Source organism: Variovorax sucrosi (genome assembly GCF_051216635.1).
Taxonomy (GTDB): Bacteria; Pseudomonadota; Gammaproteobacteria; order Burkholderiales; family Burkholderiaceae_C; genus Variovorax.
This window is the reverse complement of sequence record NZ_JBPJZU010000002.1, coordinates 470,270-488,979: the sequence shown is the minus strand read 5'-3', so window position 1 is coordinate 488,979 and position 18,710 is coordinate 470,270. Positions and strand designations below refer to the sequence as shown.

The 18,710-nt window shown below is 69.0% G+C and carries 18 protein-coding genes; 6 read left to right on the top strand and 12 right to left on the bottom strand.

Translation table 11 applies throughout. From position 1 onward, the window contains the following. Positions 1–6: 6 nt before the first annotated feature. Entirely contained in the window at positions 7–765 is a 759-nt protein-coding gene (locus tag ACSFBE_RS05355; protein WP_435489338.1) for an SDR family NAD(P)-dependent oxidoreductase, read from the bottom strand. Positions 766–923: 158 nt separating this feature from the next. Here ACSFBE_RS05355 and ACSFBE_RS05350 point away from each other — a divergent pair, with 158 nt between their 5' ends. The 3 genes from ACSFBE_RS05350 to ACSFBE_RS05340 all read left to right on the top strand — a co-directional run bounded on the left by ACSFBE_RS05350 (position 924) and on the right by ACSFBE_RS05340 (position 3,953). Further along, positions 924–1,805, top strand: coding sequence for an AraC family transcriptional regulator (locus tag ACSFBE_RS05350; RefSeq protein WP_435489337.1), 882 nt, complete (start codon positions 924–926; stop codon positions 1,803–1,805). Positions 1,806–2,031: 226 nt separating this feature from the next. Then, positions 2,032–2,844, top strand: a complete 813-nt coding sequence (locus ACSFBE_RS05345) for a hypothetical protein (RefSeq protein WP_435489336.1) — start codon at positions 2,032–2,034, stop codon at positions 2,842–2,844. Positions 2,845–2,852: 8 nt separating this feature from the next. Further along, the gene (locus ACSFBE_RS05340) at positions 2,853–3,953 is read left to right on the top strand and encodes a TAXI family TRAP transporter solute-binding subunit (protein ID WP_435489335.1); all 1,101 of its coding nucleotides are present in this window, start codon (positions 2,853–2,855) and stop codon (positions 3,951–3,953) included. Positions 3,954–3,989: 36 nt separating this feature from the next. On the opposite strand, the gene ACSFBE_RS05335 is transcribed toward ACSFBE_RS05340, so the two are convergent. The 8 genes from ACSFBE_RS05335 to ACSFBE_RS05300 all read right to left on the bottom strand — a co-directional run bounded on the left by ACSFBE_RS05335 (position 3,990) and on the right by ACSFBE_RS05300 (position 12,441). Next, a complete protein-coding gene (locus ACSFBE_RS05335; RefSeq protein ID WP_435489334.1) occupies positions 3,990–4,631 on the bottom strand; it encodes a histidine phosphatase family protein in 642 nt (213 codons plus the stop codon). Between the two features lie 33 nt (positions 4,632–4,664). Next, positions 4,665–5,243, bottom strand: a complete 579-nt coding sequence (locus ACSFBE_RS05330; protein ID WP_435489333.1) for a glutathione S-transferase family protein — start codon at positions 5,241–5,243, stop codon at positions 4,665–4,667. Positions 5,244–5,279: 36 nt separating this feature from the next. After that, positions 5,280–5,924 (bottom strand): CDP-alcohol phosphatidyltransferase family protein, encoded by a 645-nt coding sequence (locus ACSFBE_RS05325; protein ID WP_435489332.1) that lies wholly within the window; start codon positions 5,922–5,924, stop codon positions 5,280–5,282. Between the two features lie 95 nt (positions 5,925–6,019). Then, the gene (locus tag ACSFBE_RS05320) at positions 6,020–7,402 is read right to left on the bottom strand and encodes a diguanylate cyclase domain-containing protein (RefSeq protein WP_435489331.1); all 1,383 of its coding nucleotides are present in this window, start codon (positions 7,400–7,402) and stop codon (positions 6,020–6,022) included. 98 nt (positions 7,403–7,500) lie between these two features. Further along, positions 7,501–8,910, bottom strand: a complete 1,410-nt coding sequence (locus ACSFBE_RS05315) for a GTPase/DUF3482 domain-containing protein (RefSeq protein WP_435489330.1) — start codon at positions 8,908–8,910, stop codon at positions 7,501–7,503. 2 nt (positions 8,911–8,912) lie between these two features. After that, positions 8,913–10,316: a DUF2868 domain-containing protein gene (locus tag ACSFBE_RS05310; RefSeq protein WP_435489329.1), complete on the bottom strand. Its 1,404-nt coding sequence runs from the start codon at positions 10,314–10,316 to the stop codon at positions 8,913–8,915. Positions 10,317–10,685: 369 nt separating this feature from the next. Then, positions 10,686–11,462 (bottom strand): helix-turn-helix transcriptional regulator, encoded by a 777-nt coding sequence (locus ACSFBE_RS05305; protein ID WP_435489328.1) that lies wholly within the window; start codon positions 11,460–11,462, stop codon positions 10,686–10,688. 76 nt (positions 11,463–11,538) lie between these two features. Continuing rightward, positions 11,539–12,441: a LysR family transcriptional regulator gene (locus ACSFBE_RS05300; protein WP_435489327.1), complete on the bottom strand. Its 903-nt coding sequence runs from the start codon at positions 12,439–12,441 to the stop codon at positions 11,539–11,541. A 109-nt stretch (positions 12,442–12,550) separates the two neighbouring features. On the opposite strand from ACSFBE_RS05300, the gene ACSFBE_RS05295 reads away from it, so the two are divergent. Genes ACSFBE_RS05295 through ACSFBE_RS05285 form a run of 3 tightly spaced genes read left to right on the top strand, consistent with a single transcriptional unit; the run spans position 12,551 to position 15,809 of the window. Continuing rightward, positions 12,551–13,768 carry a CaiB/BaiF CoA transferase family protein gene (locus ACSFBE_RS05295; RefSeq protein ID WP_435489326.1) on the top strand — a complete coding sequence of 406 codons (1,218 nt, stop codon included), beginning with the start codon at positions 12,551–12,553 and terminating at the stop codon, positions 13,766–13,768. Next, entirely contained in the window at positions 13,765–14,769 is a 1,005-nt protein-coding gene (locus ACSFBE_RS05290) for a hydroxymethylglutaryl-CoA lyase (RefSeq protein WP_435489325.1), read from the top strand. The genes ACSFBE_RS05295 and ACSFBE_RS05290 overlap by 4 nt, the downstream gene beginning before the upstream one ends. Before the next feature lie 47 nt (positions 14,770–14,816). Further along, on the top strand, positions 14,817–15,809 hold the full coding sequence (locus tag ACSFBE_RS05285; RefSeq protein ID WP_435489324.1) for a Bug family tripartite tricarboxylate transporter substrate binding protein: 993 nt from the start codon (positions 14,817–14,819) through the stop codon (positions 15,807–15,809). A 59-nt stretch (positions 15,810–15,868) separates the two neighbouring features. Here ACSFBE_RS05285 and ACSFBE_RS05280 read toward each other — a convergent pair whose 3' ends face one another. The 3 genes from ACSFBE_RS05280 to ACSFBE_RS05270 form a co-directional block, all read right to left on the bottom strand. Further along, entirely contained in the window at positions 15,869–16,270 is a 402-nt protein-coding gene (locus tag ACSFBE_RS05280) for a helix-turn-helix transcriptional regulator (protein ID WP_435489323.1), read from the bottom strand. A gap of 207 nt (positions 16,271–16,477) precedes the next feature. Then, positions 16,478–16,762, bottom strand: a complete 285-nt coding sequence (locus ACSFBE_RS05275; protein ID WP_435489322.1) for a hypothetical protein — start codon at positions 16,760–16,762, stop codon at positions 16,478–16,480. 24 nt (positions 16,763–16,786) lie between these two features. Further along, a complete protein-coding gene (locus tag ACSFBE_RS05270; RefSeq protein ID WP_435489321.1) occupies positions 16,787–18,616 on the bottom strand; it encodes an ABC transporter ATP-binding protein in 1,830 nt (609 codons plus the stop codon). Positions 18,617–18,710 lie beyond the last annotated feature (94 nt).

The window sequence follows — 18,710 nt, the reverse complement described above, 5'->3', positions numbered from 1 at the left end:
GCCGCCTTACAGCAGTTGTCCGCCCGAAATGTCGAAGGTCGTCCCGTTCGCCCAGCCCATTTCTTTGGACAGGATCGCAGCCACCGCGCCGCCTATGTCGTCCGGCAACCCAACACGACCAAGCGCTATGGTTTTGGCCACATATGCGTTCGTACCCTCATCATCACGCACGCCCCCACCGCCGAAATCGGTGGCGATCGCGCCCGGCGCGATGGCGTTGACCCGGATCTTGCGCTCCCCGAGCTCTACCGCCATGAAACGGGTCAACACCTCGACTGCGGCCTTCATCGCCGCATAGATGCTGTATCCAGGCACTGTGAACCGCACAAAGCCAGACGAGACGTTCAAGATACGGCCGCCATCTTCGATGAGTGGTAGCAGTTGTTGGGTCAGGAAAATCGGACCGCGAAGGTGCGTAGCGACCAAAGAATCAAATTGGGGTTCGGTGGCATCGATGAAATTGGCAGCGATGCCGTTTCCAGCGTTATTGACAAGGAAGTCGAATCGTTCTCGGCCGAAATCAACCTTCAGAACATTTTCCACCTTGTTCGCAAAGGACTTGAAGCTCGATGTATCAGTGACATCAAGCGCCAGCATCGATGCGCGGCCACCTTGGTCCACTATCTCGCGTTCCAATGCTGCGGCTTCTGCGGCGCCACTCCTGTAAGTGCCGATGATATGGACGCCACTTTTTGCAAGGTGCAAAGCCATATTTCGGCCAAGTCCACGGCTCGCGCCGGTGATGAGAGCGATCTGATTGGTCATAAATGTCTTTCTATCTTTTCAGGAGTAGGGAAATGCGTACCGGTGATCCGACTTGCGTTTTGCAACGATAGTGGATCTATTGGCCACAAGCACTCCCGATAGACTCAACGTCTTGCCCAATCGTCTCAGGCTTCTCCGGGGAATGTCATACTGCGGGCATGAGCGACGATCTAGCACAGCATCTCGGAATTGCCATGCGTCACGCCTCGCAGGGAACCGTTGTCACGCCGATTCCGCGCCTGGAACTGAGTATTGGCCAAGCTTCCGAGGGGAAAGCGCCGTGCCTGTATCGCTCCATGATTTGCTTTATCTTGCAGGGGTCAAAGCGTGTTTCCGTCAACGACCGCCAGCTCAGCTACACCAGTGCGCAGTACTTGATAAGCGCTCTTGATTTGCCACTGGTCGGTGAGATTCTGGACGCCGGGGCGGGGAAGCCTTACACGGCTGTATCCCTCACCCTCGAACCCGCTTTGTTGGCAGAGTTGGCACTGACGATGCCGCCGGTGAACAAGAGCGAGCCGAACAGCATGGGCATTGCGATCCATCCGATGGGCGCCCCGCTTCGTGAGACGTTGCTTCGGTTGCTGTCTCTGCTTGACACGCCCGCCGACATATCAGTTCTCGCGCCTATGGTTGAGCGCGAATTGCTCTATCGTCTCTTGCAGGGCCCGCAGGGACAGCTGCTGCGCCAAATCGCCCAGCCCGACGGGGCATTGAGCCGCATTCGACGTGCCGTCGGATGGATCAGGGACAACTACGATGTCAGGTTGCGCATCGAGGCCTTGTGTGAGGCGAGCAGCATGAGCAGGGCGAGCTTGCATCGCCATTTCTTGGCCATCACGGGTCTGTCCCCTTTGCAATACCAGAAGCAGATTCGTCTGCAGGAAGCACGTCGGTTGTTGCTCACCGGCGATCGCAAAGCATCTGACGTCGCATTCACGGTTGGCTATGAAAGCGCCTCTCAATTCAGCCGAGAGTACCTTCGGCAGTTTGGCGCTCCGCCGACACGGGACGTTCGGCAACTCAGGCAGGCCATCTGAATTTTGCCGGCGCGTTGTAGGCCCGTTGCTGCGGGTCACAGCGCCGACCTTTCAGGGGAGTGGCTCGAGCTCTTCCTGATTTTTCGTCGCTGCCGCCCAGCCGCCTTGCACCTTGACACATCTCGGGGGCGGCTCTGTGGGTTGACCCTGATGCCTTCGTTTAACAAAGTGCTAAACATGTACTCCTTTTTATTACTTGCCGTCGGGCGAAGTCATGGGGGTCTGCATGACAGCTACCAGTCTTCGGATGTTCGGATCGATGGATGGCGCGCCTGCCGTCGGCGAGCGCCGCGACGACACGGCCTTCGAGCAGTCCTTGCGCGATCTCACGCGCGGCGCGGCCGACGATCTCGAAACCCAATCGCCACCGCTCGATGACGACATCGCGGCGGCAATGGCGACGGGGCGGGAGCGGCCCCAGGCCCGGACGCCGGATGCCTCCGCGCCATCCGTCGCCTCACTGCCGGTAAGCGCCTGGGACGGCACGACGCCTGCGCACGAGTCGCCCGGCTATTGGGCCAGCCCGGTCGGCGCCACACGGCGGCTGCTGACCAGCGTCGCCGTCGTGCTGGGGCTGTTCGGCGCGGCGCTGGCGCTCGAACACCTGTATGCCGGCCGGCCGGGCGACGGCAGCCGGCGGCATGCCTTCGAAGTGTCGGTGTCGCAGGCGCAGGCCGCCGTTGCGCGCGGAGACGTCGCCGCGGCCGAACGGGCGCTGGCCCTGTTCGACGCGCCGCAGGACACCGACCCGCGGGTGCAGGCCGTGCGCCGCGAGGTCGACACCCGCCGCCAGGCGCATGCTGCCCGCCTCGACGCGCTGCAGGACGCCGGCCGCCGCGCGTCAGCGGCGCTGGGCTTTGCCGAGCCGGCGCGTGCGGTGCCGGACCCGGCCCCGGCCCGTCCGCCGGAGACGGTGCAGATCGTCGGTGCGATGGGGGTCGCTGTCGCCGCAGCGCAGCCCGGCCCCTGCAACGAGGCCCTGGTGGCGCTCGCCCTCTGCCGGCCGGAGGCCGTCAGCGGCCTGCAGGCCTCCCGGTGAGCCCGACCATGGCGCGCCGTTTCGCCCCCGTGCTGCGCGAGGCGAGCGCGGCACTGCTGGCGCTGCTCTGCCTCGCTGCGAGTGGCGTCGCCGCGGCGGCCGACTACAAGATCGTCACCGCCTCGAGCACCGGCACCTACATCCAGATCGGTCGCGATTTGTCCAAGTGGGTGGCCGCGCCGGCGGGCATCGGGCTCGAGGTGCTGGAATCGAAGGGCTCGGCCGAGAACATCTCGCGCATGCGCTTCGAGCCGGGCGTCAAGCTCGCGCTGGTGCAGTCCGATGTCTACCAGGCCTTTCTCGACGAGGCGAACGCAGGCAACGTGGACGCGGGCAACATCATCCGGCCGCTACGGCTGGTGATGCCGCTTTACGCCGAGGAGATCTATTTCGTGGTGCGGGCGGATTCGCCGCTCAACTTCATCCATGAGATCCGCAACCGCAAGATCGGCGTCGGGCCGCTGGGCAGCGGCACCGCGCTCACCGCGCGCACGCTCTACCAGCGCATGTTCGACGAACGCATCCCGGCGGAAAGCGCCCAGTACCTGGACAACGAAGAAGCGTTGGCACGGCTCACGGTCGAGAAGAGCATCGACGTGGCGGTCATCGTGGCCGGGCAGCCGGCCAAGCTCTTCACCGAGATGAAGCCCGAGGCCCGCAAGTTCATCAAGCTGCTGAAGTTCGACCCCACCGCACCGCAGAGCCAGCGCGTCCAGGGCACCTACCAGCCGGCGAGCATCCGCACTGCCAGTTATGCCAGCTGGCTCGATGCCGACGTACCGACGCTCAGCGTGCAGGCCTACCTGGTGACCTATGACTACGGGTTGCGTTCGACGGTGGGCGACCTGGTGCGCTTCGCCGATTCGCTGTGCGCCAGCTTCGATCAGTTGCAGTCGCAAGGGCATCCCAAGTGGAAGCAGGTGCGGCTCGAACTCCCGCCGCTCGGTCGCGGATGGCGTTACTTCGCGCCGATGGAAAAGCGCCTGCGTGCCTGCGCCGCGCAGCGGATGGCGGCTGCGCCGCCGGCCGCGGCCGTGGGCACCGCCATGCCCGCCAGGACCAAGCCCTGCACCGAGCAGGAACTCGTGCTCGGCATCTGCCGGCGCTGAGACACGCAGTGCGTCGCTTCGGAGGTGGTCACATCTCTAGGCCAGCGACGCCGCCTCGTTCGTGCGCGCCAGAAGGGGTTCGACCGTCCAGTGGGTGCCGGTGCGGGAGAAACGCAAGGGCTGCGCATTGCCGAGCACGGCCGGCTCGATCGCGACGCCGAGCAGCGCCGTCAGCACATAGAGCGTGCCGCCGTGCGCCACCACCAGCACCGGCGCGGGTTGGGCCAGCGCGAAGCTCAGCGCCACGCGCTTGCGGTCGATGAACTGCTGCAGCGTCTCGCCGCCTTCGGGCGCGCAGGCCCAGTCGAGGTCGACCGACGAGGTGCCGATGAGGGCGCCGAAGTGCCGCTCGCGCAGGTCGTCGCGGGGCATCGGCACGATGCGCAGGCGCTCGGCCACCGCATGGGCGGTGTCGAAGGCGCGCCGCGCGTCGCTCGCGACGATGGTGCGGATCGGCTCGCCGGCCAGCCGCTCGGCGGCCCGTGCGGCCTGCTGCTGGCCGAGTTCGCTCAGCGGCTCGTCGACCGACTGGTAGATGCGCGCGGCGTTGCGGCCAGTCTGGCCGTGGCGCAGGAAATAGAAATGATCGCAGTCCGGCGAGATCGGGTCGGCGGCCGCGAGGCGGACCAGTTCTTCGAAGCCGGCCGGATGCTGTTGCGTGAAGTGAGGCGTCGTCATGGGTGGGGAGGAAAAGGAAAGGGGGAGGCGGCGTCAGCCCATCTTCATGGCCAGCGGCCGCGCGGCCAGCCGGTCCACGTAGGCATCGATCCGGGCGTTGTCCGCCCGGGCGCCGAACAGCCGCTGCCACATGAACATCGAGCCCACCAGCACATCGGCCACGGTGAACTGTTCGCCGAAGAGGTAGGGGCCTTCGCCGAGTTCCCGCGCGACCACCTCCTTGGCGGTGGCGAAGTCGGTCCAGCCGCGTGCCGACGGGGTCGGCAGCTTCAGCATCGCGTCGCCCATGGCCGGCTCCAGCTGCGCGGTGGCATAGACCATCAGCGACAGGTAGCGGCCGCGCTCGGGGGCGCCGACCGGCGGTGCCAGCCGCGCCTGCGGAAAGGTCTCGGCGACGTAGAGGCCGATGGCCGCGTTCTCGAACAGCCGCGTGCTGCCGTCGACCAGCGCCGGCAGCTTGCCCGCCGGGTTGATCTGGAGAAAGGCGTCGGACTTGTGTTCGCGTCGCTCGAAGTCGATCGGCACGATCTCGTAGTCGGCACCGGCCTCGTCGAGCAGCCACTTGGCGATGACGGCGCGGCTGCGGGGATTGAAGTAGAGCTTCATCGGCATGGTCGACCTCGTCCCTCGTTCGCTTCGCTCCGGCGCCTACAGCTTGGGAATGCGCAGCGTCTTGCTGATCATCAGGGTGCCCGACAGCGCGAACAGCAGCACCAGCGGATGCAGCGTCCATGGCCCGAGCGCCCAGGCACCGCCCCACACCGCGTCGCCGAGCCGGCCCTGCCAGGCCGCCCAGGCCAGCAATCCAACCAGCACCACGCTGGTGGGGATCGGTGTGCCCTCGAAGTACTTCACCTTGGCGGCACCTTCGGACAGCGATTCGGCCGTCACGTTGTAGCGCGCGAGGCGGCTCACGCCGCAGCCGACGAAGTAGATCAGCACCGCGCAGTCCCAGCCGCCGTCCAGGCCTGCGGCAAAGGCCAGCGCCGCCGGCGCCACGCCGAAGGAGATCACGTCGGCCAGGGAATCGAGTTCGCGGCCGAGCGCCGAATGGGTCTGGCGCCAGCGGGCGATGCGGCCGTCGAACACGTCGAAGACGAAGGCCGCCGGCGCGAGGGCGGCGGCCCACAGGAACTGCGCAACCGACTGGCTTGCCATGTAGGCCATCGCCAGGAAGACCGCGCCGACGCCGCAGGCCGCGTTGCCGAGCGTGAACACATCGGCCAGATGGAAGCCACGGATCATCGAGAAATGCTTGCGGGCCGGTGCGGCCTGGGCGGGCGGAGAAGACATGGCGGGGTCCCTCGGAAGGAGATCGAAAAGGATGTGGCCCCCGATGGGAGCGCTGCGCTGCACCTTAGCGCAATTGCTCGCCTAGCCTTGTAGGTTCAATCCGGCGCGGTCGCAGCGGTCGGCGCGCCGCTGAGTTGCGCCCGGTTGCCACCGGATTTCTTGGCCGCGTACATCGCTTCGTCGGCATAGCGGATGAGCTGCTTGAAGTCGCCGCCCTGCTCCGGGTAGAGCGCGATGCCGATGCTCGGCGACACCGTCACGTCGCGGTCGGCCAGCGTGACGGGCTGGCCCAGCCGCGTGCGCAATTGCTCGGCGATCGCTTGCGCCTGGTCGGCGCGGGGGTCGCCGTCGAGCAGCACCAGGAATTCGTCCCCGCCGATGCGCCCGACCATGCCGGCCGGGCCCACCCCGCCGCGCAGCCGCGCCGCGGTTTCCTGCAGCAGCCGGTCGCCGGCCGCGTGGCCCAGGCTGTCGTTGACCTGCTTGAAACCGTCGAGGTCGATGTAGAGCAGTGCCAGTCGGCGCTTTTGATCGCGTGCCCGCCGCAGCGCGGCCTGGATGCTGTCGTGCACCAAGGTACGGTTCGGCAGGTCGGTCAGCGGATCGTGGCGGGCGATGTGCTGCAGGCGCGCGTCCATCTGCTTGCGCTCGATGGCGCTGGCGACCTGCGTCGAGACGAACTGCAGCAGTTCGAGGTCACGCTCGGTGTAGCGCTCGTCGCCGGTGTAGCTCTGGACCACCAGCACGCCGATGGGGCCGTGCTGGGTCGGCAGGGGCACGCCGAGCCAGTCGAGCGCGTTGCGGCCGACGTCGAGCCTCACGCGGGGCGGCAGCTCGCGCGCGGTGTCGGCACGCAGCAGCATCGCCTGGCCGCTGCGGATCAGCTCGGCGCTCAGCGTGCCCGAATCCAGCGGCCGCGGTGCCGGCGGCGCGTGGTAGGTGTCGACGTAGTAGGGGAAGGACAGCTCCTCCTTTGCCTTGTCGTAGAGCGCGACGAAGAAATTGATGGCCGGCATCAGCCCGCCGATGATCACGTGGATGCGACGGAACAGCGCCAGCAGGTCTTCGGCCGCGTGCGCCGCCTCCGAGACCGCGTAGAGCGCCGCCTGCATCGATTCGGCCCGCTTGCGCTCGGTCACGTCGCGTGCCACGGCGACCCGGACACCCGCCTCGGGCGCCCAGCGGGCCGACCACATGATGTGCACCGTGCTGCCGTCCTTGCGCAGGTAGCGGTTCTCGAAGTGCGGGTCGTTGACGCCGGCATAGACCGCGTCGACGCCCGCCAGGGTGCGCTCGCGGTCGTCCGGATGGACGAAGTCGATCATCGGCCGGCCGATCATTTCGTCCGGCATGTAGCCGAAGGTCTGCTGGCAGGCGGCGCTCACGAAGACGAAGCGGCCGGCCGTGTCCACCACGCAGATGGTGTCGACCAGCAGGTCCATGACGTTGGAGAGAAAGGCGTCGCCGTTGATGTCCATGGCAGGAAGCAGGGGGAGCAGGGGAGAAGGCGTCGCCTCGGCGCGTTCATCCGGATCATGCCCCAGTCGCGCGCCCGCTTGCCGCGCGAGTGAAAGAATCACATTTTCGCCTGAGTCGCAAGGATCTGATCCAAGCGCCCGCCGATGTCGGCCACCAGCGCCTGGCGCTGCGACGATTCCGCCGCGAGCCAGCGGTGCGCGGCACGGTCCCATTCCGGATGGCTGCGCGCCGGTGCGGTGGCGCGCACCGCTGCCGCCAGCCGGCGCGGGTCTGCCTCGGCGCCACCGTGCTGGGCCTCGATGCGGCCGGTCGCGGCATGGCCGCGCAGCGCCAGCGCACGCACCAGTGCCAGCTGCCAGTCGGCCAGCACGAAGAGCACGCCGTCGTCCACGCTCAGCTCGTGCACGTCGCGCAGGGCGTTGAACAGCTTGCGGCCGAGCGGCCCGACACCCTGCGAGAGCGCGCCGCCGATGGCGCCTCCGAGCGCGGCACCGGCACCCAGAGATAGGCCACCAGCGGCCAGGTCGGCCACCACGCCCACGGCAGCACCGACGGCCGCGCCCTTGCCCAGCCGCAGGCCGGCGTCCTTCATGGCCTCGGGGCTGAAAAAATCCATCGACCAGCGGCCTTCGAGCAGCGGCAGCGGCGCCTCGCTGGCATCGCCTTCGCGAAAGCGGTGCAGCGCCAGCAGCTCGGAGGCGCAGCGCTGCGCCTTGTCGAACACCGCCTGCTGCAGCGCGGCCACCAGCGGCGCGCGACGCGCCTCGTCGTCGAAGTCCGCGGCCGGCACGTTGCGCCGCATGGCCGCGACATCGACCAGCAGTTCGGCGATGCGGGCCGACGCTGCGGCCCGGCGCTCGTCGAACTCGCGCGCCAGCGCATCGATCACCGCTTCCAGTTCCTGGCGGCGGTCGCGCAGCAGGGTGACCAGGTCCTGGTAGAGATCGCGCTCGGCGCCGACGAAGGGCGCCGCGGCGTCGAAGCGAACCACCGCATGCATGCCGTAGGCGGCCAGCAGCTCTTTCCACGCGGCCTCGCGGCTGGCCGGGCCGCGCACGAAGTTGAGCACCGGCAGCACCGGCCGCGCGCAGGAGCGCAGGAGTTCGATCTCGTCGCGGTACTTGGGCAGCACCGGCTCGCGGGCATCGATCACCAGGAAGGCGGCATCGACCTCGAGCAGGGCGCGCAGCACCTTGGCTTCTTGCTCGAAGACGCCGTGGGCTTCGGGGCCCTGCAGGAACTGGCGGATGCGCTCGGGCGGCGTGGCGCCGTCGGTGCTGCGCTCGATGTGTTCGCGCAGGCTCACCGCGTCTTCCAGGCCCGGCGTGTCGAAGAAGCGCACGGCGGCGCGCTCTCGCACCGTGAGTTCGATGCGCTCGACGTGGCGCGTCGTGCCGGGGCGGTCGGACACCTCGCCGAAGTCGGCCCGGCGCGTCAGGGTGCGCAGCAGCGAGGTCTTGCCGGCGTTGGTGTGGCCGACCACGGCAATGGAGAGCGGCTGGTCCATGCTCACCATCCTGCCAGTGCGTCCGCCAGGCGGTCGTGCGCGCCGATGCGCTCGAGGCCGGTGTCGGCCAGCCAACGCCGCCAGCGCGTCACGGCCGCATCCCCGGCCGCATCACCGGCTGCGGCAGGCGTGTCCGGGCCGGCCAGCAACCAGAGCCGGCAGTCGCCGCAGTGGGCCAGCAGCTCGCGCAGCAGCCGCTCGGTGCCGCGATCGGGGCTGGCTGCCGCGCGGCAGGCCAGCAGCAGGGCACGCGGTCGCAGCCCGGCGGTGGTGTCGAGCAGGCGGCGGCGGTCGGCCGCACTGCCGTCGATGCGCAGCACCGGCGCAGCGTGGGCCGGCAAGTCGGCCGGCGGCCAGGGCTGCTCGGTCGGCAGCTCGAACGCCGCCACCATCAGCGCGTCGCCGGTGCCGCTGGCGCGCGGCGGTGCCGGCGCATGGACGGCACCGGGGTCCGCATCGACGATCGCGGCCGGAGCCATCGCGTCGAAGCGCGCTGCCAGCTGGCGGTAGTAGGGTGCCTCCAGCGGCGGCTGCAGCGCCGGCTTGCGCAGTTGCCAGAGGGCGGCGCACAGCCCCAGCAGCAGCACGCGGGGCAGCAGTCCGTAGACCACGATGCAGCCGGTCAGCCACAGGGCCCAGGCGCGCTGGCCGGACAGGTCGTCCGCGGCGGCGGTCAGCACGGTGCCGGCATCGGGCGTGGCGAAGCCGAACCAGCCGGGCGCCCGGCCCAGCGCCTGCACGGCCTGGAGGAAGAACTGCGGCGCGAGGATCGTCGTCTCCCAGTTCAAGGTGTAGCGGTGAAAGGCCAGCGCGAAGAGCATCGCGCCGAGCACCACCACGAAGGACAGGGCCCAGATGCCATGACTCGCCAGGCCGAGCGCCCAGGGCAGCAGTCGCGCCTGCTGCAGCAGCCGGAGGGTCGCCCGCAGCAGCACCGGCGCCTGGCCATGGCGGCCGCCAGCGACCCGTGCGGTCAGCGTCATCCAGAGCCAGCCGAAGGAGGCCCGCGGTGCACGCATGGGCAGCAGCAGCCCAACCAGCCAGGCAAGGAGCGTGAGCAGGTGCAGGCCGAGCAGGCTGAGCAGGGCCGCCATGATGTTGATGCGCCGGTCGCTGCCGCCGACCACGCTGCCGGCCAGCGCGAGCCCTGCCAGCACGATCAGCACCACGATGCCCAGCCCGACCCAGGGCGCTGCGTGGCGCAGCCGGACGAGTTCTGCGGGAAGACCGATGCGCTGGGCCAGCGACTGGCCGCGCTGTTCGATGCGCTGCGGCGTGCCTTGCGTGCGGGCGGCGGCTTCGCGCATCGCGGCCGCATCGTCCAGCGGGCCGGCTTCTTCGACCAGACGGACGGCTTCGGTGAGCACCGCGCGGGACAGGGCGGACGGGCGCGGGGCGAGGTTCAACGGCTTCCCTTGGTTCGGCGGCACCGGCAGCGGGTGCCGGCGGGCGGAAATTATGCCGTGCGGGGTCGGCCACATCGGCGACATTGGCCTTGGCGGCCGCTCCAACGGCAAACGGGGCCGCAAGCGGCCCCGTTCGGATCGGCTGTCTGCCGGAAGCGAAATCGAGAGAGAAAAGCGAAAGGCTTGTCTTCAGCGCAGGCCGAAAAACGACAGGACGGCGACCACGACCACGACCAGACCGACGATATAAATGATGGAATTCACGCGAGGGCTCCTCTTTGTTAACAACAGCGCTAGCGTCTCATGGCCTCGTTTTTTACCTGTCGGCGGTCGGCGGCGGGTGCTGTAGGACGCACCGCGTTTCGGCGGTTAGCGCAGGTTGCCCTGCCACAGGGCGCTCAGCGCGGAGCGCTTGGTCACGCCGTACTTGCCGTAAATGGATTTCACCTGGACATGGATGTCGTGGGAGCTCTGTCCGAGGTCCTGCGCAATCTGCTTTTCCGTCCGGTCCTCGATCAGCGCCGGCAGCAGATCGCGCTCGGCGCTCGTCAGCGGGGTGCTGGCCATCAGCAGCCCGTGGCCGAGCAACTGGCGGCGCAGGAACCACTTGAGCCCGCGCACGGCCAGGGCGAACGGCTCCTTGTCAGCCGCATCGAAACGCGGCGTTGCTGCGTCCCTGAAGAGGATGCAGTGGATCCGCACATCGGCATTCAGCGCCCAGCGCACCGACATGCTGTCCGCGAAGCCGATGCCCAGGTAATGACGGCGGTAGTGCTCGCCGTCGAACCAGGCCGGCGCGACTGCATCGACGAGGCGTTGGACACGGAAGGGCGCGTCGCCGGTGACGGCCTGAAGCAGCGACGCATCGACGTTTGCCGACCCGAGCTGGTCGAAGCGCTGCTGGACCGACGCGGCGACCGCCGGAACGGCATGCAGCAGCCGCACCAGGCGCGGCCGCCAGCCGTCCAGCCGATCACCGGCCGCCGGCACCGCCAGGCGCAGCGACGCGCACCAGAGGGCGTTCTGCGCACCGAGGATCTGGCACAGCGCGTCGAGCAAATGGATCAGTGCCGCATCGCTCTCGCCCATCGAAAAGTCCGCCAGCCGGTCCCAGAGGGCGTAGATGGCGTCGATCCGGTCGGTCATGGCGATGCGTCGGTGTTTTTCTTGTCTGCCACCGCAGTCTAGGCCGTCGGGCGGCCGGGCGGGAAGGCCGTTGGGCCTATACCGTTCGGTGTGGCCGCTGCTGCTGCAGGTGTTCGACCAGCAGGCGCGTGGCGGGCAGCAGCTCGCCGTCCTGGCGCACGCACAGCACCAGCTCGCGGCGGGCCCAGGGCTCGTCCAGTTGCACCGCCACCAGCGGAAGGGCGCGCAGGTAGAGCCGGGCGCTGCCGCGCGGCAGCACGCCGAAGCCCATGCCGTTGGCGACCATCAGGCACAGGGCGTCGTAGCCGGTCACCTGCATGCGGGTCTTGAGCGTCAGCCCCATCTCGGCGGTGGCCTGGGTGATGCGGTTGTTGATGGCGCTGCCGGGATGCATGCCGACGAAGTCGAAGGCCAGCGCCTCGCGCAGTGTGACCCGCTTGCGCGCGAGTGGATGCGCCCTGGGCACGACCAGCACCAACTCATCGGCACGGTAGGGCAGCAGCGCGATGCGCGGATCGCCGTAGTGGCCGGCGTTCAGGATGCCGATGTCCGCCACGTTCTCGGCCACCTCGCGCGCCACCGCAGTGCTGATGCGTTCCTGCAGATGCACCTGCACCCGCGGGTAGCGGTCCATGAAGGCGCGCAGTTCGGTCGGCAGGAACTGGGTGATGGCCGAGATGTTGGCCGACATGCGCACCTGGCCGCGCACGCCGTCGGCGTAACCCTGCATCTGGGCGGTGATGTCGTCCAGGCCGTTGAGCACGCCGCGCGCCAGGCCGAGCAGCGCATAGGCCGCGGCCGTAGGCTCGGCGCCCTTGTTGCTGCGCGCGAACAGCACCGCCGCCAGCGCGCCTTCGAGTTCGCTGATGCGCCGGCTGGCGGCCGCGGTGGCGATGTGCTCGCGCGCGGCAGCGGCGGCGATGGTGCCGGTCTCCATGACCGCGACGAATAGGCGCAGGGATGTCGGATCGAGCTTCATGGGGTGCCCATCATCGCGGATCGCGATGGTGCGCTCGTCGATGAGCGCTTTGCAGGGCCGTGGCGAGTGACCATGATCCGACCTCCGTGCCCATCCGAGAGACAACACCTTGATTGCTGCCCCCACCACACCTGCCCGCACCGCCGCGCTCGCCGGCGTGCGCATCATCGAGATGGGTCAGCTGATCGCCGGCCCTTTCTGCGGCAAGACGCTCGGCGAGTTCGGCGCCGAGGTGATCAAGATCGAGGCGCCGGGCGCCGGCGACCCGCTGCGCAACTGGCGGCTGCTGCAGGACGGTACCTCTGTCTGGTGGCAGGTGCAGTCGCGCAACAAGCGCAGCGTCGCACTCGACCTGCGCAGTGCCGAAGGCCAGGACATCGCGCGCACCCTGATCGCCGAGGCCGACGTGCTGATCGAGAACTTCCGCCCCGGCACGCTGGAAGGCTGGGGCCTCGGATGGGACGAGCTGCGCCAGCGCAACCCGGGCCTGGTGATGCTGCGCATCTCGGGTTACGGCCAGACCGGCCCCTACCGCGACCTGCCGGGCTTCGGCGTGATCGGCGAGGCCATGGGCGGCCTGCGCCACCTCACCGGCGAGCCCGGCCGGGTGCCGGTGCGCGTGGGCGTGTCGATCGGCGACACGCTGGCGGCGCTGCATGGCGCCATCGGCGTGCTCACCGCGCTCTACCACCGCAAGGTGAACGGCGGCCAGGGCCAGGTGATCGACGTGGCGCTGCACGAAGCGGTGTTCAACGTGATGGAGAGCCTCCTGCCCGAGTACAGCGCCTTCGGTGCGGTGCGCGACGCCGCCGGCAGCGCGCTGCCGGGCATCGCGCCCAGCAATGCTTACCCATGCACCGACGGCTACGTGCTCATCGCGGGCAACGGCGACAGCATCTTTCGCCGGCTGATGGACACCATCGGTCGGCCGGAGCTGGCGAGCGCGCCCGACCTGCAGACCAACGCCGGGCGCGTGGCCCGTGTGGAAGATCTCGATAGCGCCATCGGCGCCTGGACGCGCACGCGGCCCATGGCCGAGGTGCTGGACGTGCTGGGCGCGGCCAAGGTGCCGGCCGGCAAGGTCTACACCGCCCGCGACATCCACGAAGACCCGCACTACCGGGCGCGCGACATGATCCTTGCGCAGCAGACCCGCGACGGCCACACGCTGGACGTGCCGGGCATCGTGCCCAAGCTGTCGGGCACGCCGGGCAGCATCCGGTCTTCGGCGCCGCGGCTCGGCGACGACACCGATGCCGTGCTGCGCGAAGCCGGCCTCACCGACACACAGATCGCGGTTCTGCGCGAGAAAGGCATCGCGGCATGAACACGCCGAACACGCCCATCACCCCGACCTCGACGGTCTGGCAGGGCGCGCGCCGCCGCATCCACCTGCAGGACGTCGGCCCGCGCGACGGCCTGCAAATGGAGCAGGCCTTCGTTCCCACGGCCGACAAGATCGCGCTGGTCGATCTGCTGTCCACGGCCGGCCTGGCGAAGATCGAGGTGACGTCCTTCGTGTCGCCGCAGGCCATCCCCGCGCTGCGCGATGCCGAGATCGTGCTGCGCGAGATCCGGCGCGCGCCGGGCGTCGTCTACACCTGCCTCGTGCCCAACCTGCGTGGTGCCGAGCGCGCGATCGAGGCCCGTGCCGACGAGCTGAACCTCGTGATGTCCTGCAGCGAGACGCACAACCTCGCCAACCTGCGCATGACGCGCGAGCAGTCCTTCGCTGCACTGACGGCCGTGGTGGCGCTGGCGCAGCAGGCGCAGGTGCCCATCAACGTCTCGCTCTCCTGCGCCTTCGGCTGCCCGATGGAAGGCGACGTGCCGCCCGACGTGGTGCTCGACTGGGCGGCGCGCTTCGTCGCGCGCGGCGCCCGCGGCATCACCCTGTGCGACACCACCGGCATGGCCTTCCCGACCCAGGTCGCGGCATTGACGCGCGGCTTTCGCGAGCGCTTCGCCGGCACCGAGCTGACCCTGCATTTCCACAACACGCGCGGCATGGGCCTGGCCAACGTGCTGGCGTCCATCGACGCCGGTGCGGACCGCTTCGACGCCTCGCTCGGTGGCCTGGGCGGCTGCCCCTATGCGCCCGGCGCCAGCGGCAACGTGTGCACCGAAGAGATCGTGCATGCGCTCGAACTCATGGACTACGACAGCGGCTGCGACCTGGCGGTGCTGCTGGAAGCCGCACGGCGACTGCCGGCCCTGATCGGCCACGACACCCCGAGCCAGATCGCCAAGGCCGGCCGCCGGCTCGACCTGCACGCGCCGCCGTCCGATTTCGAGACCTGGCGCGAGCGCGCCGCGGCACGCGGCTGATCGACGCCATCCCACACACCCATACCTATAGCAACGGAGACTCCCTCATGCATTCCATTCCTTGTTCCCGCCGCCACACGCTCGCCGCCGCCGCCACGCTGCTCGCGGTGGTCGCCGCCAGCGCATCGGCCCAGCCGGGCAACTACCCGACCCGTCCGGTCGCGCTGCTGGTGCCCACCGCCGCCGGCGGCACCACCGACATCTCGGCGCGCATGCTCGGCGTGCCGCTCGGCACCGCGCTGGGCCAGACGGTGGTGGTCGACAACCGCGGCGGCGGCAACGGCGCCATCGCGGCCATCGCGGTCAAGCGCGCCGAAGCCGATGGCTACACGCTGCTGATGCAGTACTCCGGCTACCACGTCATCACGCCGCTGGTCAGCAAGCAGGCGCCGCAATGGGGCCCGCAGGACCTCACGGCGGTTGCCAATGTCATCTCGGCACCGCAGATCGTGGTGGTGCGGGCAGACCTGCCGTACAAGACCATGGCCGAGTTCGTGGCCTATGCCAAGGCCAACCCCGGCAAGGTGAACTACGCCTCGTCGGGCAACGGCTCGCTGCAGCACGCCACCGGCGCCATGCTGGAGCAGCAGGCCGGCATCCGCATGACCCACATCCCGTACAAGGGCACCGGCCCGGCGCTGCAGGACCTGCTGGCCGGCCAGGTCGACATCACCTTCGGCACCGCGCCGCCCTTCATTCCGCATATCCACAGCGGCAAGCTGCGGGTGCTCGCGACCACCGGCAAGGCGCGGCTGCCGAGCCTGCCCGATGTACCGACCACCGCCGAAGCGGGCCTGCCGAAGCTCGACGCCACCTCCTGGTTCGCGGTCTATGCGCCGGCCAAGACGCCGAAGCCGATCGTCGACAAGCTGTCGGCGGACATCGCCAAGGTGGTCGCGGCGCCGGCCTTCCAGAAGAAGGCCGAAGAGCAGGGCGCCACGGCCGACTACCAGACGCCGGCACAGCTCGACGCCAAGGTGAAGAAGGAGTCGGAGGACTGGGCCGCGGTGGTGAAGGCCGCCAAGATCGAGGCCGACTGAGGGCCCGCGGCCATCGAGCGCCTGTCGCGATGCGCGCGACGGCTGCGCTGCGGTCGCGATCAACCGGCGTGCGCGGTTCCGCCGGCATGGCCGCGGCCGACCTCTGCCTGAAGATGTGCGCGACGCCAGTGCACCGGCGGCACGCCGACTTCCTTGGCGAAGGTGCGGGTGAAATGGCTCTGGTCCGCGAAGCCGCAGGTCACCGCGATCTCGGCCACCGGAATGTCCCGTGCCAGCAGCAGGCGGCGGGCTTGCTCGATGCGTTGTGCCGTGAGCCAGGCATGCGGCGAGTGTCCGACGCTTTGCTTGAAGGCCTTGCCGAAATGGCCGCGGGACAAACGGCAGGCGGCTGCGGCTTCCGCGCAGGACTGCCCCTGCGAGAGCAACTCCTGGGCCACGCGCGCCTGCCAGGGCGCGAGGCCGCCGCGCACGATCAGCAGGTGGGTTGACGACGAACGCATGAAGGCTCCTTGAACGACCAGCTCGGCCTGCTCTTTCAGGCACAACGGATGTGTTGCGCTGGAGCCCATGATGGGTGGGCGTGGTTGCTGCGGGGTTTCAGGACCTGGCGCGAAGATTTCAGTTGTAGTCGGCGCCGCGGCACTGCATGCACCGGCGTGCGGATGCGCGAATGCACCCACCGGCGCCAAGCCGTGCGTTCGAAGAGCCTATCGGGGCAGCATGTCCCGCGCGTAGTTCAAGCCGATGCCATAGCTGCCGCCGTTGCGCGCGATCACAGCGCGCGCGGCGTCGTAGGTGGCCTTGCGTGTCCAGTCGCGCTGCAGCCCCAGCAGCACCTGCAGCCAACCAGCGCGCAGTTCTCCGGTGTGATCAGCTGGGTGGATGCAGTCGACCTTATCGGTCGGACGCCCACCGGTCTTGAATGAAAGCGCGGGAGATGTTTCGTTCGCGCGGTCGCCGCCGTGCGGCTGAACAAAGGGCGTGACCGGCATGCTCACGGCCTCGGCCCGGCCGCCTCAGCTCTCGCCCAGGAAGCCGCCGCTCTGGTGCGCCCACAGCCGGGCGTAGAGCCCGCCCTGCGCCAGCAGCGTCTGGTGGTCGCCGTCTTCCACGACCCGGCCCTCGTCGAGCACGATGAGCCGGTCCATCGCCGCGATGGTCGACAGGCGGTGCGCGATGGCGATCACCGTCTTGCCTTCCATCAGGCGGTACAGGCTGGCCTGGATCGCGGCCTCGACCTCGGAGTCGAGCGCGCTGGTGGCCTCGTCGAGCAGCAGGATCGGTGCGTCCTTCAGCATCACCCGCGCGATGGCGATGCGCTGGCGCTGGCCGCCCGACAGCTTCACGCCGCGCTCGCCCACATGGGCCTCGTAGCCGCTGCGGCCGGTCGCGTCGCCCAGCGTGCCGATGAAGTCGTGCGCCTCGGCGCGTTCGGCCGCGGCCCGAACCTCGCCGTCCGGTGCATCGGGGCGGCCGTAGGCGATGTTGTCGGCCACCGAGCGGTGCAGCAGCGAGGTGTCCTGCGTGACCATGCCGATGTGCTTGCGCAGCGAATCCTGCGTGACCTGGGCGATGTCCTGGCCGTCGATCAGGATGCGGCCGCCGTCCAGGTCGTGAAAGCGCAGCAGCAGGTTCACCAGCGTCGACTTGCCGGCGCCCGAGCGGCCGACCAGGCCGATCTTCTCGCCGGGGCGCACCACCAGCGTCATGTCGTCGATGACGCGCGGGCGGCCTTCGGCGTAGCGGAAGCTCGCATGCTCGAAGCGCACTTCACCGTGCGGCACCTGCAGCGCCTTCGCAGCCGGCGCGTCGACCACCGTGCGCGCGCGCGACAGCGTCTTCATGCCGTCCTGCACCGTGCCGATGTTCTCGAACAGGCTGGTCATCTCCCACATGATCCAGTGCGACATGCCCTGCAGGCGCAGCGCCAGGGCGGTCGCGGCCGCCACCGTGCCCACGCCCACCGTTCCCTGCGACCACAGCCAGAGGCCGGTGCCGGCCATGCCGGCGGTCAGCCCCATGCTCAGCGTGTGGTTCACGATCTCGAAGGCGCTGACCAGCCGCATCTGCGCCTGGCCGGTGGCCTGGAATTCCTGCATGGCCGAACGCGCGAAACCGGCCTCGCGGTGGGTGTGCGAGAACAGCTTCACCGTGGCGATGTTGGTGTAGGCATCGGTGATGCGACCGGTCATGAGCGCGCGTGCATCGGCCTGGGCCTTGCCGATCTTGCCGAGCCGCGGCACGAACCAGGCGAGCTGCGCGACGTAGAGCAGCACCCAGACCACGAACGGGATCATCAGCTGCGGATCGAGCACCGCCGACAGCACGATCATGGTGGCGACGTACACACCCATGGTGACCAGCACATCGGCCAGCACGAAAACGGTGTCGCGCACCGCCAGCGCGGTCTGCATCACCTTGGCGGTGATGCGGCCGGCGAACTCGTCCTGGTAGAAGGCCATGCTCTGGCCCAGCATCAGGCGGTGGAAGTTCCAGCGCAGCCGCATCGGCAGGTTGATGGCCAGGGTCTGGTGCTTGACGATGGTCTGCAGCGCCACCACGACGATGCTCGCGGCCAGGGCGAAGGCCAGCCACAGCAGCGTGGTGCCGCGCTCCTCCCACAGCCGCGACGGCACCTGGCCGCCGAGCCAGTCGACGATGCGGCCCAGCATGGCGAAGAGCAGGGCCTCGAAGGCGGACATGCCGGCAGTGAGCAACGCCATCGCGGCGATCTTGCTGCGCAGGCCGTCGGTGCAGGCCCAGAGGAAGGCGAAGAAGCCGTCGGGCGGGCGCGCCGGTTCGGTGACGGGATAAGAGTCGAGGAGTCTCTCGAAGAAGCGGAACAAGGCGGGGGTCTCTCTCTGACGTCGTCGGCGCGGCAGGCGCGTCGATCATGCGGTGAAGGGCATCGACTTTAGCGGCCTCGCCGTGCCCTCGTGC

What these genes read in the sequence shown, in the direction of transcription:
- ACSFBE_RS05300 (WP_435489327.1), bottom strand. Translation starts at nt 12,441, where the DNA reads ATGAAGCTCGATCCGACATCCCTGCGCCTATTCGTCGCGGTCATGGAG.
- ACSFBE_RS05335 (WP_435489334.1), bottom strand. Translation starts at nt 4,631, where the DNA reads ATGACGACGCCTCACTTCACGCAACAGCATCCGGCCGGCTTCGAAGAA.
- ACSFBE_RS05330 (WP_435489333.1), bottom strand. Translation starts at nt 5,243, where the DNA reads ATGCCGATGAAGCTCTACTTCAATCCCCGCAGCCGCGCCGTCATCGCC.
- ACSFBE_RS05275 (WP_435489322.1), bottom strand. Translation starts at nt 16,762, where the DNA reads ATGCCGGTCACGCCCTTTGTTCAGCCGCACGGCGGCGACCGCGCGAAC.
- ACSFBE_RS05320 (WP_435489331.1), bottom strand. Translation starts at nt 7,402, where the DNA reads ATGGACATCAACGGCGACGCCTTTCTCTCCAACGTCATGGACCTGCTG.
- ACSFBE_RS05290 (WP_435489325.1), top strand. Translation starts at nt 13,765, where the DNA reads ATGAACACGCCGAACACGCCCATCACCCCGACCTCGACGGTCTGGCAG.
- ACSFBE_RS05280 (WP_435489323.1), bottom strand. Translation starts at nt 16,270, where the DNA reads ATGCGTTCGTCGTCAACCCACCTGCTGATCGTGCGCGGCGGCCTCGCG.
- ACSFBE_RS05350 (WP_435489337.1), top strand. Translation starts at nt 924, where the DNA reads ATGAGCGACGATCTAGCACAGCATCTCGGAATTGCCATGCGTCACGCC.
- ACSFBE_RS05285 (WP_435489324.1), top strand. Translation starts at nt 14,817, where the DNA reads ATGCATTCCATTCCTTGTTCCCGCCGCCACACGCTCGCCGCCGCCGCC.
- ACSFBE_RS05325 (WP_435489332.1), bottom strand. Translation starts at nt 5,924, where the DNA reads ATGTCTTCTCCGCCCGCCCAGGCCGCACCGGCCCGCAAGCATTTCTCG.
- ACSFBE_RS05315 (WP_435489330.1), bottom strand. Translation starts at nt 8,910, where the DNA reads ATGGACCAGCCGCTCTCCATTGCCGTGGTCGGCCACACCAACGCCGGC.
- ACSFBE_RS05305 (WP_435489328.1), bottom strand. Translation starts at nt 11,462, where the DNA reads ATGACCGACCGGATCGACGCCATCTACGCCCTCTGGGACCGGCTGGCG.
- ACSFBE_RS05355 (WP_435489338.1), bottom strand. Translation starts at nt 765, where the DNA reads ATGACCAATCAGATCGCTCTCATCACCGGCGCGAGCCGTGGACTTGGC.
- ACSFBE_RS05340 (WP_435489335.1), top strand. Translation starts at nt 2,853, where the DNA reads ATGGCGCGCCGTTTCGCCCCCGTGCTGCGCGAGGCGAGCGCGGCACTG.
- ACSFBE_RS05345 (WP_435489336.1), top strand. Translation starts at nt 2,032, where the DNA reads ATGACAGCTACCAGTCTTCGGATGTTCGGATCGATGGATGGCGCGCCT.